This window comes from Vibrio sp. 10N.239.312.C11 (assembly GCF_041466065.1).
Lineage (GTDB): Bacteria > Pseudomonadota > Gammaproteobacteria > Enterobacterales > Vibrionaceae > Vibrio > Vibrio tasmaniensis_A.
The window spans coordinates 38,319-55,071 of record NZ_JBFSRZ010000013.1 but is presented as its reverse complement, the minus strand read 5'-3'; the positions used below and the strand labels follow the sequence as shown (position 1 = coordinate 55,071).

The window sequence follows — 16,753 nt, the reverse complement described above, 5'->3', positions numbered from 1 at the left end:
TGACAATATAACATCTAATGTCATATAATTCCTAGCTATGAATTACATCTTTAATAACTTACAATGTAAACGAATGATAACGGTCACTGAGTGATAATTAAGATGACGAAAACTTCCATATAAGTTATTGTCTTAGGGAAAGATAACCCAAACACTCAAATCAAATTTAAGTACTCAAAATCGACTTAAATTGTACGGCGATCGGTTAACAACTTTACAACCATTTACGAATACTCATTGAGCATTCGTTATTTTTTTGGCGGTTCATCTAAATTTGATATATTCAAGCTTAAAAGCGACAAACTTAGGTGATACTCCATTTTTGGGAGATTGAAATTGAACTGGATTAAAACGACTACATTAGGGTTGGCTATTGCACTCAGTTTACCGGCTAGCGCGCAAACCTTAGAGCAAGCCGTCGCGTTTACTTTAGAAAGTAACCCTGAAATCAAAGCGGCATATAACCAGTACGTTAGTCAACGTTACCTTAACGATGCTTCTGGTGGAGCTTACCGCCCGAGTATAGATTTAGACGGTGGCATTGGTTACGAATATACGGATTTGGCTACGAATTCGAGCTCAACAGATCTAACGCGTAAAGAAGCAGCAATTACGTTGACACAACTCATTTGGGATGGCGCTAATACTTCTAACGACATTGATCGTACCGCTGCTGATGCAGAGTCTGTCCGTTATCAATTACTATCTAGCGCTCAAGATATTGCACTGCAAGTAACCAAAGTTTATCTTGATTCCGTTAAAGCTTATGAAGTGCTTACACTTTCTGAAAACAATCTCGCGACGCACAAAAATATCTATATAGATATCAAGAAACGAGTTGATTCAGGCATTGGGTCTACAGCAGACATGTCTCAGGTGGAAGCTCGTATTGCAAAAGCTCATGGTAATTTGCTGGCAGCTCAAAATAATTTATTTGATGCCCATACTCAATTCAAACGCCTTGTTGGCCAAGCCCCACTAGGCTTGGTATATCCACGTGCTGACGCAGGCTCTATTCCTTATACGATCGACGGTGCTTTGGCAAAAGCCTTTAACCAACACCCGGTTATCAAAATTGCACAAGCTGACGTAGATTCAGCGAAGTTCCAATACAAGCAGTCGAAGAGTACCAACTACCCAACTGTTTCTTTTGAAGCAGCTCAAAGGTGGCGCGATGATGCAGGTGGTACGAAAGGCAACAGCGATGAATTTTCTGCGATGCTCCGCTTAAAGTACAATCTCTATAACGGTGGAGCCGATCAAGACCGTGCCGAAAGTGCCGCTTATCAACTCAACAAAGCAAAAGACCTACGTGAGAGTACTTACCGCAATGTAGAAGAAAGCTTACGCCTTTCATGGAGCGCTCTTGACTTAACCGTTCAGCAGAAAGATTTCTTGTCGGATCACGTAGACTCGGCTTCTGACACCGTTATCTCTTATGAAAAACAATACCGAATTGGTAAGCGTACCCTTCTCGATCTACTTAACACTGAAAATGAACTCTTCGAAGCACGTAAGGGATTTTTAGACGCTAAGTACGATGTACAGTACGCAAAGTATAGAGTCATGAATGCTACAGGTAACCTATTAACAGGGTTACGTGTAGAGACTCCACAAGAATGGAATGAAAAGGTAGAATATTAATGAAGCTTCTCAAAACTATACTCCCACTATGCTTCGTGGTTGCTTCTGCCAACATCATGGCTGAAACAAATGATGAATTCACTTATCGTGCTCTTCCTAGCACCACACAAAGTTATGATCTCGAAGATGATGATAATGATGGTGTTATCAACGCTCGCGATTTATGTATAGACACACAAATAGGCGCTGAAATAGATAATGATGGCTGTGGCTCGTATTTCGAGTCTAGCGAAGAAAAAGATCTTCATATTTTATTTGCCAATGACTCTGCAGAAATTAAACCTGTGTTTCTGAGCCAAATTCGTCAAATGGCTGCGTTTCTAAAGCGTTACGAAAACACAAGTATTCAATTGCAAGGTTATGCTAGTAAAGTAGGTAATGCCGAATACAATCTCAAGCTCTCAGAAGAACGTGCGGTCAATGTAAGACGTGCGCTCATCAGCAATGGTATCCCGCCATCAAGAGTCTATACCGTAGGGTACGGAGATGCAGGCTTCCGTGATAATGACACTGAAACCAATCATGCACTGAACAGAAAAGTTGTAGCTTCTGTTGTCGGATTTAAAGGCAACATCAAAGAAGAGTGGCATATATTTACTAAAATCGGCAAATAGATTCTACCGCACCCAAACCATACTGAAACGTTTGGTAAGCGTTTCAGTATCCTTATAATTCCTTGATCGCCATATACCTACCCCTTGTATAATGTTAATCTTGTCTTGTTATCAACATAGAGAAATTATTCATGAGCAAACTAACCGCTGATACTCAAGCAAATCTAGAACTTTTCGTTTCTGAAACACAAGAAACTAAACTGGTATGGGGCCTTCGCAACGAAGAAGGTTGGCTAGCATGTGACTCAAGTGAATTCGAAAACAGTGAAGTGATGCCGTTCTGGTCTTCAAAAGAGGACGCTCAGACTCACAACGTTGAAGAGTGGGCAGACTTCGAAGTATTAGAAATCCCACTAGATATCTTTGTAGAAGATTGGTTACTGACCCTAGCTGAAGATGGTGTTCTTGTTGGTACTAACTGGAATGCAACATTGGAAGGTAAAGAACTTGAGCCTTCTGATCTAGCGAAATTATACATCTAGCTTCCAAGATCGGTCGTACAATAGCGTACGACCGGTTACCTATGATAAGCCATTGAGAATTAGAGATTTACCTCACATAAAAAACCATTAACTCGCCAAAAAAATTGAAGCAATATCAAACTATCAATAGAATACCGTTCTTTATCTGATTGATATTATCTCGTGATTCACTCCATTTTCATTGCCTTTCTGCTTTTCATCAATCTTTATTCTTTTAGCCAAGCATCAACATTGGATCATGAACCTTATCCAACAATTAGCTCCTCGGCATTAGCTCCCCACACAACTCCAAATGCTGATTGGAACGCACTCTATCTCTCGACTCTAACTCATTCCCCTTCGCGCGCATTGAACATGCTGCAAACACGCTACACGAGTTCAACAACCTACGGGGATAAGCTCTACCTTTCGGCACTGCTATATCAATACATGAGCCAGCGCGATCAACCGTTTTATGGAATCGCTTCAAACGACAGTGACTACCAAGCGATAGAACAAGCGTTTATTAATGCCCTAGTAAATGATGGACAAGGTCAGTACAAAGAAGCTCAGCAAGGCTTTTTGTCCATATTAGTAAAAATGCAATCAATCAACGATGTTACAGGTAGAGCATTATTAAAATACCAATTATGTCGTTCTCTCAATGAGCAAGCTAAATATCATCAAGCGAACTATTATTGTTCTGCACTTCAGTCGGATTTACATGACATTGCTGACCCTGTATTACCAAAATTTGGCACTTATCGAGTGATCGCTAACAATCACCATTTCCGCAGCGACTATCAAGCCGCTCTAGATACTTACCTATCACTGATAAGCGTGTTCCCACAAGGACACGATATTTCGGGGATCTATAACGATGTGGGTAATTTGCTCAAAGAGTTAAAGCAATATGATAAATCGGCAGAGTACCTCATAGAAGCACTCGCTCTGAGATCGGATGCTTCTGATTTGATGAAAGCACAAGTTCATCATAGCCTTGCAGATCTTTACCTTAATCAAGGACAAAGTGACCTAGCAATTAATCACTTTCAAAAAGCAAAAGCACTGTTGACTACATCATCTCATAGCTACGGCATTGCGCTAACAACTCTTGGTTTAGGAAAAGCATACACGCAGACGAAGAACTATGATTTGGCGAGAGACTACCTAGTAGAGTCTCTATCGGCTTCAAGCAAGCTAAACAACGATGTCATTCGAATCAATGCTTTCTTAGCAATCAGCGATATGTTCGAAGACCAAAAACTTAAAACGGAAGCGCTCAATTATGCACAACAAGCTTTGGAGCTATCCGAACAAGTCACAAGACATAAGTACACCGCTCAAGCACTACTTCAACTATCTGATATTCATCAGACACTCAGCGATTACAAGCAAGCTTTCTATTTCTATCAGCGATACTCCTTAATACAGTTCGAAACCCGAGATATAGATAACAGGTTGGCTTTTGAAGCACTAGATCTAGCTCATGCTAGGTACGAAAAAGAACTAGAGAGTTCTTTCCTGAGACATCAAGCAAATTTAGACCGACTTCAAATCGAAAAGATGGAACATCAAAGGGTGGTGTATAACATGATTGTTATTCTATTGCTGTGTGCGGCTAGCTTTATGATCTTCACAAATAAGGCCATTCGTGCAAAAGCAGCAATCGATGCCATGACAAAGGCGTATAGTCGGACCGAGATAATACGAAGAATCAAGCGTATCAAAGCCTGCAAAGGAACAGAAAAACAACATGTTCTCGTTTTGCTCGATCTAGATAAATTCAAGAAAATTAATGACCAATATGGCCACCCTACTGGTGATAGAGCACTCGTTCATATAAGTCAGCAAATAAGACAACATTTAATTAAAGGTGAGCTGTTCGGGCGCTTAGGCGGCGAAGAATTTCTGATTATGCTTACTGATACAAAACCAGCTGAAGTACAAGAGCGTGTAGAGGAGTTACATTATGCTATTTCGAGTGCAGTTTTCTTATCAGAAAGCAAAAAGCCACTTAATGTAACCGCGAGTTTTGCTTATCTAGCAACCTCAAACGCATTAAGTGACTTTGATGACTTATACTCGGTTCTTGACCAAGCACTTTATCAAGCGAAGAGTAATGGTCGAAACTGCATCATCGATGCTTATAACGACCCAATAGACTCACCTGATGTTATTTATTCTCAGCCTGTTTACGAACCAAATCAGCCATAATACCCTCGCGATCACCTAGGTAGTCGTTAAGGCCAACTTTACGCAGTTCACATGCAGGGCAATCGCCACAACCATCACCAACAATGCCGTTGTAACAAGTCAGTGTTTTGTTTCTAACAAGCTCAAGTGCTGAGTACTGGTCTGCTAACGCCCATGTCTCAGCCTTGTTTAACCACATTAACGGTGTTTTAATATCAAGCGGCTTGTCCATACCTTGTACAAGCGCAGAGTTCATCGCTTTCACAAAGTTATTACGACAATCAGGGTAGCCTGAGAAATCAGTTTCACACACGCCCGTGATTACGGTATTTGCACCGATTTGGTAAGCGTAAATACCCGCCAAAGTTAAGAACAGAATATTACGACCAGGAACAAAAGAGTTTGGTAGTCCATTCTCTTGTAGCTCATGAGACACAGGGATATCGTCGCGAGTCAGAGAGCTGATAGCCAGTTCATTCAACAGAGTCACATCCATCACTTTGTGTGCTTTCACACCAAGATCTTTTGACAACGACTCAGCCACTTCAATCTCGAGTCTATGGCGCTGACCATAATCAAACGTAATCGCATGAACTTCATCATACTCTTTTAAAGCTTGAACAAGACACGTTGTTGAGTCTTGACCACCACTGAATACTACCACTGCTTTTTTCATCTTAAATCCTTACGAGAATCTTCTACTAGCGACTTATCTAGGCCAGTAAACAAATGCAACCTATGCGATGCTCAAATATTTGTGAGTTTGTATTGATAAGCGCCAATTACGCTCAATGCAGGTATCAATACAAAGCTGAGTAGCGCGGTCTTTTTGGCTGATTGGTTGCAGAGCGATAACAGTGTCGCTAGCAACCGCAGCTCGCTCCAATAAACCGTCAAGTTGTTCGATGTCTTTGCTTGTGCCTACTGGATGCTTAATTTCATTCGCACGAACGAGTGCGCTATCAAGGATATCCAATTTGGCTTTCATTGCGATTTTTGGTGACACCGTAACCCAAGTATCCAGTGTGGCTTTTACTTCTGATGTTCCGCTGGTCTCAATCTGACAGCGACAACCGTGCTGCTCAAATGCTTCAGTAAGAGGGACAAGATCATAGATGCACGGCTCACCACCAGTAATCACAATGTGCTTCGCGGTGTAACCTTGCTTGATATATTCATTCACGATTCCTTGCGCATCAATTGCAGACCAAGTCGGTGAATCCTCTGTCTTAACCATAATATCACCAAGGCTCGTTTCATCTTCCGGCAACGCTTCCCAAGTCTGTTTGGTATCACACCAAGAACAGCCTACAGGGCAAATTTGCAGTCGAACAAAAACAGCAGGAACGCCGGTAAATACGCCCTCGCCCTGGATGGTTTCAAACATTTCATTAATCTTGTACAACTTACCCTCAGCTCAATCATTTGATGAAATTAATCAACCGCAGACCTTAAAGCACTTGCCCCTTTTGGTCAAACAAATGAGTACTGATAAATGAGTTGATCAAAGCCCTAGCCTGAGCTTTCAAGTTCCCTTATCCTTTCGCCCATTAGATTTTGTTAGCTTTTAATTTTTTGGTAAGGAACAACATGTACAAACTGATTGCTCTTGATATGGATGGCACACTACTTAACAGTGAAAAAGTGATTTCTCAAGAGAACAAAGACGCGATAGCTAAAGCTCGCGCTGCAGGTGTGAAAGTGGTTCTGGCTTCTGGTCGTCCTTTAGAAGGCATGCAGAGTAAGTTAGACGAGCTTTCAATCAACGGCGAAGATGACTTTGTACTCTTCTACAACGGCTCTGTGGTTCAGAATGTATCGACAAAAGAGATCATTCACAGCGAGATTAGCAATGGTAAAGCCGCGAAACAGATTGCTGCATTAGCACAAGAGCTAGGTGGTTATGTGCATGCCTTCAGCAAGGTTCATGGCTTAATAACACCTGAAAACAATGAGTACACCGCTATTGAAGCGCGTATTAACGGCTTAAAGATTACCGAGCTCGACTTTTCTCAACTAGAAGACGACCATGAAATTATCAAAACAATGATTGTCGCGGAACCAAGCAAGCTGACCGAAATCATCAGCAAGTTGCCACAAGAACTTAAGACTCAGTTTACTATCGTGCAAAGTGCACCATTCTTCTTAGAGTTCTTAAACCCAAATTCAAACAAGGGTGTCGGTATTGAAGCAATCGCTAAACATTTGGGGATTACAGCGAAAGAAGTGATCTGCATGGGCGATGCTGAAAACGATCACCATATGCTTGAATACGCGGGCATGGGTATTGCGATGGAAAACGCAATGGAAGAAACCAAGAAACTGGCGGATCACATCACAGCGGCCAACGACGACCACGGAGTCGCCGTCGCGATTGAAAAGTTTATCTTCAACTCGTAAACGGTCAATAGGCTCGAGTGAGAATTACTTTTTGCTTGTTTCACAAATGACAAAGGCTGTGCACTGCACAGCCTTTTTTGATTTTATGTTCGTCGGTTCGCCTACTCTCTTTTCCATGGCAGACGAAACGCCACGACACCAAATAGAATCAAGATTGGGAAACGTAAGGTCTCAACAATAAATGAAGCGATGCCACTGAATGAGACGAAACTTCCAGCCCAGCTAATCAGCAGATTCCCCGCTAACAACATCGCCATCACTCCAAATACAATCTTGAATGAGAAGTGGCCGACCAAAGGCTTCGAGTCCGTTAACGTTACTAAGCATGCAATCGTCATCAAAATTGCCACCCAGAAAGAAAATGTTGGCAGAGGCCATATAACCGTGAGAACAATCGACAGTAAGCACAATGCCCACCAGACACCTTTAGAGCTTAACAAGGCACTAATATCAACATCAGGTTTCGCATCTAATCTCACGATGTGCCAAGTCGTTAACGCGCCCAATACGCCTCCCATTATGACATCACTAAAGAACGCACTGCCTGAATAAGACTTAAATAGCATGATCCACAGTAGGCCAGTGAGCACAATCAAAATCGATTTTTGCTCCAAGAGGCGCTTTAGTTTCCAAAAGACTAACAAGGTTAAACTCACCCATAAGCCAGCCAATAAACTTGGAAAGCTATACCCACTGCTCATCACTAGTTTCAATGTTGGCAAGTAAGCATGCGGACGTGGAAAACCAAACCCTTGGTGGGCGATTAAAGTGAGCAGTGTCACCGAAATCAAAGTGAAGCCAAACTTTAACGCGAAGTTACGGCCAAAATGCCAAGCAATTAGCGGCAATATCACGATGAAAACCCAAGGCTTCGCTAACGAGTCAGTTAAAAGTACAGTATTCGCAAACAAGCTTGGCATCTTATCGAACACGTTTTGAAGCGACACAATCCAATTTAGTTCAACTTGATGGACTTGGGGTGCCGCGCCCACCAGCTCAGTCACATACGTCACAGGTTGATCTGTCGCAGATAAAAACAGCTCGTTAATCTCAGACCACTGTTCTGGGTAGCGGTATTGGTGATCTTGCAATTCAGTAGGAGGAAGTAACATCGCACGGCTGACTTCCACGCCGTAATGAGGCGCAAACCAAATCGGCAACTCAAAGCCACCTAATTCATTCCGAGCCTTGTAGCTGATCACTTCAGAGTCAGAAATACAATCAAACACGACGGCACTGTCGGTATAACCCAGTACATCACCGACCGTTACCGACAAACCCGCCTCTTCCCACGTTTCACGTTGCGCCGCGACTGCTGGCGGCTCACCTGAAACAACAGTGCCTCCCGGTAGAGACAATTGACCTGTGATCAACTCATCAACCAACACGATTTGGTTGTCAGCACGTACTACACACAAAGCGCCCGCGATATGATCGGGCAAAGTGTTGCTTGCCCAAGCGGAAGTAGTACTCAAAAGAGATAATATGAAAACTAATAAATATCGAATAGCCAACGAGTTTACCTAAAAAATAATAGAAGAAATTTAAGACTGCTAATACACGAGTCTATTGTAATCAAACACGCACAAAATCGCTGCCTACGTTTTGTGCAAAGCCTTCCTCATCCATTGAATGTGAGGAGTAAACCCCATTTTTTGATAGAAGTCCTTGGCAGGTGAATTAAAGTCCCAAACCTCTACAAAGACTTGTTCAACCCCATAATCATCAAAAGTCGCTTCAACTTTGCTAAACAACTTTTCAGCAATCGATTCTTTTCGATAATCAGGCAAGACAAACAGTTCATCGACACTCCCCATCGGCACCGGTTTACTCACCGTTGAGATAAGCTCACAAAAATGTCCGGAGATAAAGCCAACAATGAGCTCACCTTTTAATGCCACATAAACTAAGCATTCAGGATCATCCAAGTAACGTGCAATGCTTTTTTCCTGCTCAATCTCTTCTGCCGTTTTAAAGTGCTCTGGGCTAGCAAGGTGGTGGTGATGGTGGAGATCGAACATTAACTCGTTAAGTTGTTCCAAATCCGTGTGCTTTGCAGCCCTTAAGATGACATTCATGACTATTGCGCTTCTCAAACCAAATTAATATCTAAACTGAGTCTAGTTTACTTGGCGTGAGTATCTATACAAGTTATTGAATTAATTCATTGTTTGAAGTGCGTATTTTAGATACAAAAACGGCCACATTACGTGGCCATTCTGTTTGAATTATTTTGAATTAAACGAATATCTAGGCATTAGCTTTTGCTGTAGCTTCAGCTTTATGCACCATTGTCCTCTTTCTCTTCTTTGAGATCAGCAAGCTGTTGTTCTAGTTCAATAAGCTTAATTTCAGCCTCTACTTCAGCAACTCGCTTTTCTGCATCGGTGCGATTGTCTTGCGCTAGACCATCAGCAGTAACTTGGGTTCGTTGTGCGTTTCTTGCATCATCCGTATCTTTCATTGAACCAGCAACACCACCAGTCACACCACCCAATGCAGCACCCTTCGCGGCTAAGCCCGCATCTCCAGTTAGAGCGCCTGCTGTCGCTCCTAATAAAGCACCACCCACAGCACCACGATTACGTGCAGCATTCTCATTTTCGTTATCCATTGCTGGTGATGCGCAACCAGAAAGAGTCACAATCAGTGTCGCTAAAAGAAAAGGTTTAGTGAATTTCATAGGAGTCTCGCTTAGTTCTTCGTTTGGAGTAGAGCCATCTTAAGCAGAACCGTTAATGAGATAAATAAAGCCACGTTTAGACGATACATCATGTTCAGTTATGTATCATTCAACCATCGCATAAGTGCTTATTGATATATATCTTTGAGCTCGCCTTAGCCTGACAAACAAAAAAGGCGACCAATAAGGTCTCCTCAATCTAGCTTTCTCAATAATTTTTGTATTTCACATGTCGCTCTTAGCCTTTGGACCAAAAGTTTTGCATATTTTCTGCGCTAGGTGGTGGCCTAACACCGCAATCTCGATAATGATTTTTATCGCCGATCCCCAGTATCTTGCCATTTTCGTCATCAATCATAGCGGCTACTTTGACACCGTCTCCCACATGACGAGTCAACACGACAATTTCACCGGCTCTTTCAGACCTTACCGCGCCTAAGATTTGATATTCGTAGCGACCTTTCCTTGAATTAACGATCATCTTCGAGTTAATCGGGTTGGCTTCATACCCCACGCCCATATCAAAAACTGCTTGATAGAGATCGACGCCAGTCTTGGACACACATTTAAATATCTTGGGATGACTCAATGGCTCTAACAACGCTCTACTCGCTTCATCCTTTGAAATACTGGCACTAGCAGCACCACTGACCAGTAAAGCAATCAACCAAAAGTAAGCTCGCATAAAAAAGACCTCAATATGTGGGATTCATAATGAGGTCATAGTAAACGCAATGGATAAGCGGATGAATAAAGTAGAGTTTAGGTAAACCATCACGCTGGCTTATGTATAAATCAACCAGCCGAAGATTATACTACCTAAACTGCGACGTCTATTTGCCGAGCTTTTCAGCAATTTCAGTTAAGCTGGTAGGGTCGTCAATCGTCGAAGGCACCACATATTGCTCACCTTCTGCGATCTGTCGGATAGTTCTGCGTAAGATCTTACCTGAACGTGTCTTGGGTAGTCTCTCAACAACCAAGGCTTGCTTAAAACAAGCTACCGCGCCAATCTCATTACGAACCTTGCCAACCAACTCCGCTTGCAACTCAATACCATCGACTTTTACGCCATCTTTCAGCACAACGAAACCAAGAGGTAACTGCCCTTTTAAGTCATCGTGAATACCGACTACCGCACATTCTGCAATGGCTGGGTGACCACCCACGATCTCTTCCATTTCTCCCGTCGACAGACGGTGTCCCGCTACGTTTATCACATCGTCGATACGGCCCATGATAAATAGATACCCATCTTCATCAAGATAGCCACCGTCCCCAGAAACATAATAGCCCGGGAACTGACTCAAATAGCCGGATTCAAACCGATCATGATTGCGCCATACCGTGGGTAAACAACCAGGCGGCAATGGTCGTTTAAGTGCCACAAACCCTTGTTGATTCGTTTGTGCGATTTCACCCAACTCATTGAGGATCTCCACTTGGTAACCGGGTACTGGCTTGGTTGAAGAGCCCGCTTTCACTGGTAAAGATTCTAACCCTGTTGGATTGGCGGAAATGGCCCAACCTGTTTCGGTTTGCCACCAATGATCGATAACTGGTTTATTGGTATGAGACTCAACCCAATCCAATGTTGGAGGGTCTAAACGCTCGCCAGCCATAAAAATCGACTTGAGCGATGATAAATCATACTTGGTGAGCAACTCGCCTTCGGGATCTTCTTTCTTGATTGCCCTAAACGCTGTTGGCGCAGAAAACAATACATCGACCTTGTACTCTTCACACACACGCCAGAATGCGCCGGGATCTGGCGTTCGTACTGGCTTGCCTTCAAACAAAATGGTCGTACAGCCATGAATCAATGGCGCATACACAATGTAGGAATGCCCCACTACCCAACCGACATCAGAAGCTGCCCAAAACACACCATCTTGCGGCATATCGTAAATAGTGCTCATCGAGTATTTCATCGCAACCGCATGACCACCATTATCGCGCACCACGCCTTTTGGCTTACCCGTCGTCCCTGATGTATACAAGATATATAGTGGGTCAGTCGCTAGAACAGGCACACATACGTGAGGCAAAGCATCCTCAACCGCTTGTTGCCAAAGTACATCACGTTCGTTGTTCAATTCGGCTAGAGACTGCTCTCTTTGGAATACCACGACTTTCTCAGGCTTCCAACGACTGTCCATGATCGCCCTGTCGACCATCGGCTTATATGGCAGAACTTTATTTATCTCGACACCGCAGGATGCAGTAATCAACACCTTCGGTTCAGCATCTTCGATACGAACGGCAAGCTCATGAGGAGCAAAACCACCAAACACCACCGAATGCACCGCGCCTAGTCGTGCACAGGCTAGCATTGCCATGGCAGCTTCAGGAATCATTGGCATGTAGATCACCACACGATCACCTTTGGTAACGCCTTGCGTGGCTAACATACCTGCGACTTTAGCCACTTGTTCACGCAATTGATTGTAAGTGTACGAGGATTGAGTTCCTGTAACTGGAGAGTCGTAAATCAGCGCGGTATTGCCACCTCGCCCATTTTCACAATGGTAATCCAGCGCGAGCCAGCAGGTGTTCATCACCCCATCAGGAAACCAACGTTCAATACCGTTATCGTCAGTTTGTAATATCGTTTTTGGTGGTTCAAACCAATCTATCGCTTGTGCTTGTGTTTCCCAGAACGAATTGGGGTCTTCCCTAGCCCATTGATACTCGGTGATATAGTCTGTTTTTCTGTTCATTCGATTCGTAGCAGACATAGTGCCTCCTCCATGATTTATCCATTAGTCCAAGCGCCTAGCTTTTGGCAGTAGCACTTGATTGCACTCTTTTCTCAGCGTTGTGCTCGTGAACATTTAACCGTTCACGACAATCGCTTTACTTAGGAAAAGGCACTCGAATGGCACCTTCCATGATCACTCGGGCACTACGACTCATAATTGCCCGTTCTATTTTCCACCCGCTTTCCGTCTGAATAGCTTTAGCACCCACTTTTAAGGTTCCTGATGGATGACCAAAGGTCACAAAATCTCGGGAACCCTCACCGACTGCCAAGTTAACTAACGTCCCCGGGACGCTTGCCGCTGAAGCAATGGCGACCGCAGCCGTACCCATCATGGCGTGGTGCAATTGCCCCATAGACAAAGCTCGCACCAGAAGATCAGTATCTTCGGCAGCAACCGATTTACCACTGGAAGCTTGGTACGCTTGAGGCTTAGTAACAAACGCGACTTTAGGAGTGTGCTGGCGTGATTCAGCTTGCTCTAGGGAATCGATAAGACCCATCGCTACTGCACCATGTGCTCGGATGGATTCAAACAGAGCCAAGGCTTTGGTATCACTATTGATATCTGATTGAAGTTCAGTGCCTTGGTAACCAACCGATTCAGCATCAACAAAAATGGTGGGTATTCCGGCATTGATGTATGTCGCTTTAATGCACCCCAGATCTGGAACATCTAAAAAATCGACAACATTCCCTGTTGGGAACATAGAGCCACTCGCGTCGGCGGGGTCTAGAAAATCGACTTGGATCTCAGCAGCGGGGAAAGTGACACCATCGAGCTCAAAGTCACCTAACTCTTGGACTTCCCCATCAGCGATAGGTACATGAACAATAATGGTTTTCTCTATGTTCACTTGCCATACTCGCACCTCGACCACACCGTTTTCTGGAATACGATTCGAATCGACCAGTCCATTATGAATTGCAAATGGGCCTACGGCAGCAGACAGATTGCCGCAGTTACCGCTCCAATCAACGAACGGCTTGTCTATTGCTACTTGGCCGAATAGGTAATCAACATCGTGATAGGCTTTACTGCTTTTCGAAACAATAACGGTTTTGCTGGTGCTGGATGTTGCGCCACCCATGCCATCGGTTTGTTTGCCATAAGGATCTGGACTACCAATCACGCGCAGAAGTAATGCGTCTCGTGCTTCTCCGGCAACTTGCGCAGCTTCAGGTAAGTCACTTAAGTTGAAAAAGACACCTTTGCTTGTTCCGCCCCGCATATAGGTAGCAGGTACTTTTATCTGTTTGATGTTCATAACTAGCTCCTAATTTGCAAGAAAGTCTTTGGCGAAACGTTGCAACACGCCACCAGCGCTATAAACATTCACTTCGTCTGCCGTGTCTAGTCGGCAAGTCACAGGAACATCCAGCTTTTCACCGTTTTTACGAGTGATCACTAAAGCCAAATCAGAACCTGCTTCAATGTTGCCGTACACGTCGTAAAGCTCAGTACCGTCCAGTTCTAAGGTGTTGCGATTGGTCCCCGCTTTGAATTGCAAAGGCAGCACGCCCATGCCAACCAAGTTGGTTCTGTGAATTCGTTCAAATCCTTCAGCCACAATCACTTCAACACCCGCTAAGCGCACCCCTTTGGCTGCCCAGTCACGTGATGAACCTTGTCCATAATCGGCCCCCGCCACGACAATCAAGGGTTGTTTACGGTTCATGTAGGTTTCTATCGCTTCCCACATTCGCGTAACTTGACCTTCGGGTTCAACTCTTGCTAATGAACCTTGCACGACTTCTCCAGCGTCCTTCACCATTTCGTTAAACAGCTTAGGGTTAGCGAACGTTGCTCGTTGTGCGGTTAAGTGATCACCTCGATGGGTCGCGTAAGAGTTAAAATCCTCTTCCGGCACTTCCATTTTGGTGAGGTATTCCCCCGCAGCGCTCGAAGCGAGAATCGCATTTGAAGGGGATAAGTGATCTGTGGTGATGTTGTCACCTAGAATCGCTAAAGGTCTCATACCAGATAGGCTTCGTTCTCCCGCAAGAGCCCCTTCCCAATAAGGTGGTCTGCGTATATAGGTGCTTTGAGGTCGCCAGTCATAAAGCGGCTCAGTCGTCACCTGTTCCTCGTCTGGCTGGAACATTTTCACGTAGATTTGTTGGAATTGCTGAGGCTTAACGTGCTCACCGACAACGGCATCGATCTCGGCATCACTCGGCCATAAATCACTTAAGTAGATTGGCTTACCATTGTTGTCGGTGCCTAAGCTGTCTTTCTCGATATCAAAGCGAATCGTGCCAGCCAACGCGTAAGCAACCACCAACGGCGGTGAGGCTAAAAACGCTTGTTTGGCATAGGGATGGATTCGACCATCAAAGTTTCGATTCCCTGACAACACAGCAGTTGAGTACAGGTCGCGGTCGATGATCTCTTGTTGGATTTTAGGATCCAACGCCCCACTCATTCCGTTACAGGTAGTACACGCATAACCGACGATACCGAAGCCTAATTGTTCCAGCTCAGGTAGCAAACCTGCCGACTCAAGATAGAGCTTGGCAACTTTAGAGCCCGGCGCAAATGACGTTTTCACCCACGGCTTACGAACTAATCCAAGCTGATTAGCTTTCTTAGCCACCAATGCTGCGGCGACTACGTTTCTTGGGTTGCTGGTGTTGGTACAAGAAGTAATTGCCGCAATGATTACGGCACCATCGGGCATCTGATCATCGCTGTACTGCTTAGCATGCTGCTCTTTCCAAGATGCTTGACTGATGCCTTGTTCAGCCAGCTCTCTGGTTGGCAAACGACGATGGGGGTTGGATGGCCCTGCAAGATTGCGCTCTACCTTCGATAAATCAAACTCTAATACACGTTCGTATTGAGCAGAGTCTAGATCGTCAGCCCATAGCCCGGTTTGCTTAGCGTAGCGTTCAACTAATTCAACCTGCTCAGGCTCTCGACCGGTGAGCTTCAGGTATTGAATGGTCTGCTCATCGATGTAAAACATACCAGCTGCTGTACCATACTCTGGCGTCATGTTGGAGATAGTTGCGCGGTCACCAATGGTCAGTGCACGAGCCCCTTCACCGAAGAATTCCAAATAGCTTGAGACCACTCTCTCATTGCGAAGGAACTCAGTAATCGCAAGCACAATATCCGTTGCAGTTATCCCTTCTTGTCGTTGACCCGTCAGTTTAACGCCGACAATATCAGGCAATCGCATCATCGACGGACGACCGAGCATCACTGTCTCAGCTTCCAAGCCCCCCACACCAATCGCAATAACGCCCAAAGCATCAACGTGCGGTGTATGGCTATCGGTACCAACACAGGTATCAGGAAACGCGATGCCTTCTTTAGATTGAATAACTGGAGACATTTTCTCCAAGTTAATCTGGTGCATGATCCCGTTACCCGCTGGGATCACACTCACGTTTTTAAACGCCGTTTTACACCATTCAATAAAATGAAAACGGTCTTCGTTTCTGCGCTCTTCAATCGCGCGGTTTTTATCAAACGCTTGGTTATCAAAGCCTGCATGTTCCACGGCTAACGAGTGATCAACAATCAATTGGGTTTCGACCACTGGGTTTACCTTGGCAGGGTCTCCGCCTTGGTCGGCAATTGCATCTCGTAAACCAGCCAAATCTACTAGGGCTGTTTGGCCAAGAATGTCATGACACACCACGCGCGCAGGATACCAAGGAAAATCTAAGTCGCTCTTACGTTCAATGATCTGTTTTAAGCTGTCTTCAAGAGTTTCAGGATCACAGCGTCTTACTAATTGCTCTGCCAATACTCTCGACGTATAAGGCAAGGTTTTATAACTGCCTGGAGATAGTGCTTCTACCGCTTCGCAAGCATCGAAATATTCTAAGCCCGTTCCCGGTAGAACCTTTCGATACTTGTTTTCATCAAGCTCTTGGTTTCTTTCAAGTTTTACATCAGACATACATCCACCATTATCTGTCAAATTCTATTCGTTGGTTCTCGAGGCCTTATCACATGAAGAGAAAGTCACCTCGAGATATA

14 protein-coding genes are annotated in these 16,753 nt (G+C 44.4%); 5 read left to right on the top strand and 9 right to left on the bottom strand.

The window, feature by feature from the left end; all coding sequences use genetic code 11:
- Positions 1 to 336 precede the first annotated feature (336 nt).
- From AB6D07_RS08200 to AB6D07_RS08185, 4 genes are all read left to right on the top strand, one after another.
- Positions 337 to 1,644: a TolC family outer membrane protein gene (locus tag AB6D07_RS08200; protein ID WP_009846631.1), complete on the top strand. Its 1,308-nt coding sequence runs from the start codon at positions 337 to 339 to the stop codon at positions 1,642 to 1,644.
- Positions 1,644 to 2,258, top strand: a complete 615-nt coding sequence (locus AB6D07_RS08195) for an OmpA family protein (RefSeq protein WP_017103074.1) — start codon at positions 1,644 to 1,646, stop codon at positions 2,256 to 2,258. The genes AB6D07_RS08200 and AB6D07_RS08195 overlap by 1 nt, the downstream gene beginning before the upstream one ends.
- Before the next feature lie 131 nt (positions 2,259 to 2,389).
- Entirely contained in the window at positions 2,390 to 2,740 is a 351-nt protein-coding gene (locus AB6D07_RS08190; protein WP_017062305.1) for a DUF2750 domain-containing protein, read from the top strand.
- A 162-nt stretch (positions 2,741 to 2,902) separates the two neighbouring features.
- Entirely contained in the window at positions 2,903 to 4,936 is a 2,034-nt protein-coding gene (locus AB6D07_RS08185; RefSeq protein WP_017103075.1) for a tetratricopeptide repeat-containing diguanylate cyclase, read from the top strand.
- Here the strand turns inward: AB6D07_RS08185 and queC are convergent.
- Positions 4,896 to 5,591 (bottom strand): 7-cyano-7-deazaguanine synthase QueC, encoded by a 696-nt coding sequence (gene queC, locus AB6D07_RS08180; RefSeq protein ID WP_017103076.1) that lies wholly within the window; start codon positions 5,589 to 5,591, stop codon positions 4,896 to 4,898. The genes AB6D07_RS08185 and queC overlap by 41 nt on opposite strands.
- 60 nt (positions 5,592 to 5,651) lie before the next feature.
- Positions 5,652 to 6,320, bottom strand: coding sequence for a 7-carboxy-7-deazaguanine synthase QueE (queE, locus tag AB6D07_RS08175; protein ID WP_017098536.1), 669 nt, complete (start codon positions 6,318 to 6,320; stop codon positions 5,652 to 5,654).
- 185 nt (positions 6,321 to 6,505) lie between these two features.
- Between queE and AB6D07_RS08170 the strand changes: the two genes are divergently transcribed.
- Positions 6,506 to 7,315, top strand: coding sequence for a Cof-type HAD-IIB family hydrolase (locus AB6D07_RS08170; protein WP_017098537.1), 810 nt, complete (start codon positions 6,506 to 6,508; stop codon positions 7,313 to 7,315).
- Between the two features lie 101 nt (positions 7,316 to 7,416).
- On the opposite strand, the gene AB6D07_RS08165 is transcribed toward AB6D07_RS08170, so the two are convergent.
- From AB6D07_RS08165 to acnD, 7 genes are all read right to left on the bottom strand, one after another.
- Complete coding sequence (locus AB6D07_RS08165) at positions 7,417 to 8,829, bottom strand: NUDIX domain-containing protein (protein WP_017103078.1); 1,413 nt, start codon at positions 8,827 to 8,829, stop codon at positions 7,417 to 7,419.
- Between the two features lie 84 nt (positions 8,830 to 8,913).
- On the bottom strand, positions 8,914 to 9,393 hold the full coding sequence (locus tag AB6D07_RS08160) for a GNAT family N-acetyltransferase (protein ID WP_017069368.1): 480 nt from the start codon (positions 9,391 to 9,393) through the stop codon (positions 8,914 to 8,916).
- 203 nt (positions 9,394 to 9,596) lie between these two features.
- A complete protein-coding gene (locus AB6D07_RS08155) occupies positions 9,597 to 9,998 on the bottom strand; it encodes a glycine zipper domain-containing protein (RefSeq protein WP_017103079.1) in 402 nt (133 codons plus the stop codon).
- Positions 9,999 to 10,236: 238 nt separating this feature from the next.
- On the bottom strand, positions 10,237 to 10,683 hold the full coding sequence (locus tag AB6D07_RS08150) for a hypothetical protein (protein ID WP_017096691.1): 447 nt from the start codon (positions 10,681 to 10,683) through the stop codon (positions 10,237 to 10,239).
- A 148-nt stretch (positions 10,684 to 10,831) separates the two neighbouring features.
- Entirely contained in the window at positions 10,832 to 12,736 is a 1,905-nt protein-coding gene (locus AB6D07_RS08145) for a propionyl-CoA synthetase (protein ID WP_017096692.1), read from the bottom strand.
- 118 nt (positions 12,737 to 12,854) lie between these two features.
- Positions 12,855 to 14,027: a 2-methylaconitate cis-trans isomerase PrpF gene (prpF, locus tag AB6D07_RS08140; protein ID WP_017103080.1), complete on the bottom strand. Its 1,173-nt coding sequence runs from the start codon at positions 14,025 to 14,027 to the stop codon at positions 12,855 to 12,857.
- A 9-nt stretch (positions 14,028 to 14,036) separates the two neighbouring features.
- Entirely contained in the window at positions 14,037 to 16,673 is a 2,637-nt protein-coding gene (gene acnD / locus AB6D07_RS08135) for a Fe/S-dependent 2-methylisocitrate dehydratase AcnD (protein WP_017103081.1), read from the bottom strand.
- Positions 16,674 to 16,753: the final 80 nt, after the last annotated feature.

Excerpts from the sequence above, each read along its gene's own strand:
- AB6D07_RS08195 (WP_017103074.1), top strand. The coding sequence starts at position 1,644 with ATGAAGCTTCTCAAAACTATACTCCCACTATGCTTCGTGGTTGCTTCT.
- AB6D07_RS08190 (WP_017062305.1), top strand. The coding sequence starts at position 2,390 with ATGAGCAAACTAACCGCTGATACTCAAGCAAATCTAGAACTTTTCGTT.
- queC (WP_017103076.1), bottom strand. The coding sequence starts at position 5,591 with ATGAAAAAAGCAGTGGTAGTATTCAGTGGTGGTCAAGACTCAACAACG.
- AB6D07_RS08170 (WP_017098537.1), top strand. The coding sequence starts at position 6,506 with ATGTACAAACTGATTGCTCTTGATATGGATGGCACACTACTTAACAGT.
- AB6D07_RS08160 (WP_017069368.1), bottom strand. The coding sequence starts at position 9,393 with ATGAATGTCATCTTAAGGGCTGCAAAGCACACGGATTTGGAACAACTT.
- AB6D07_RS08155 (WP_017103079.1), bottom strand. The coding sequence starts at position 9,998 with ATGAAATTCACTAAACCTTTTCTTTTAGCGACACTGATTGTGACTCTT.
- AB6D07_RS08150 (WP_017096691.1), bottom strand. The coding sequence starts at position 10,683 with ATGCGAGCTTACTTTTGGTTGATTGCTTTACTGGTCAGTGGTGCTGCT.
- AB6D07_RS08145 (WP_017096692.1), bottom strand. The coding sequence starts at position 12,736 with ATGTCTGCTACGAATCGAATGAACAGAAAAACAGACTATATCACCGAG.
- prpF (WP_017103080.1), bottom strand. The coding sequence starts at position 14,027 with ATGAACATCAAACAGATAAAAGTACCTGCTACCTATATGCGGGGCGGA.
- acnD (WP_017103081.1), bottom strand. The coding sequence starts at position 16,673 with ATGTCTGATGTAAAACTTGAAAGAAACCAAGAGCTTGATGAAAACAAG.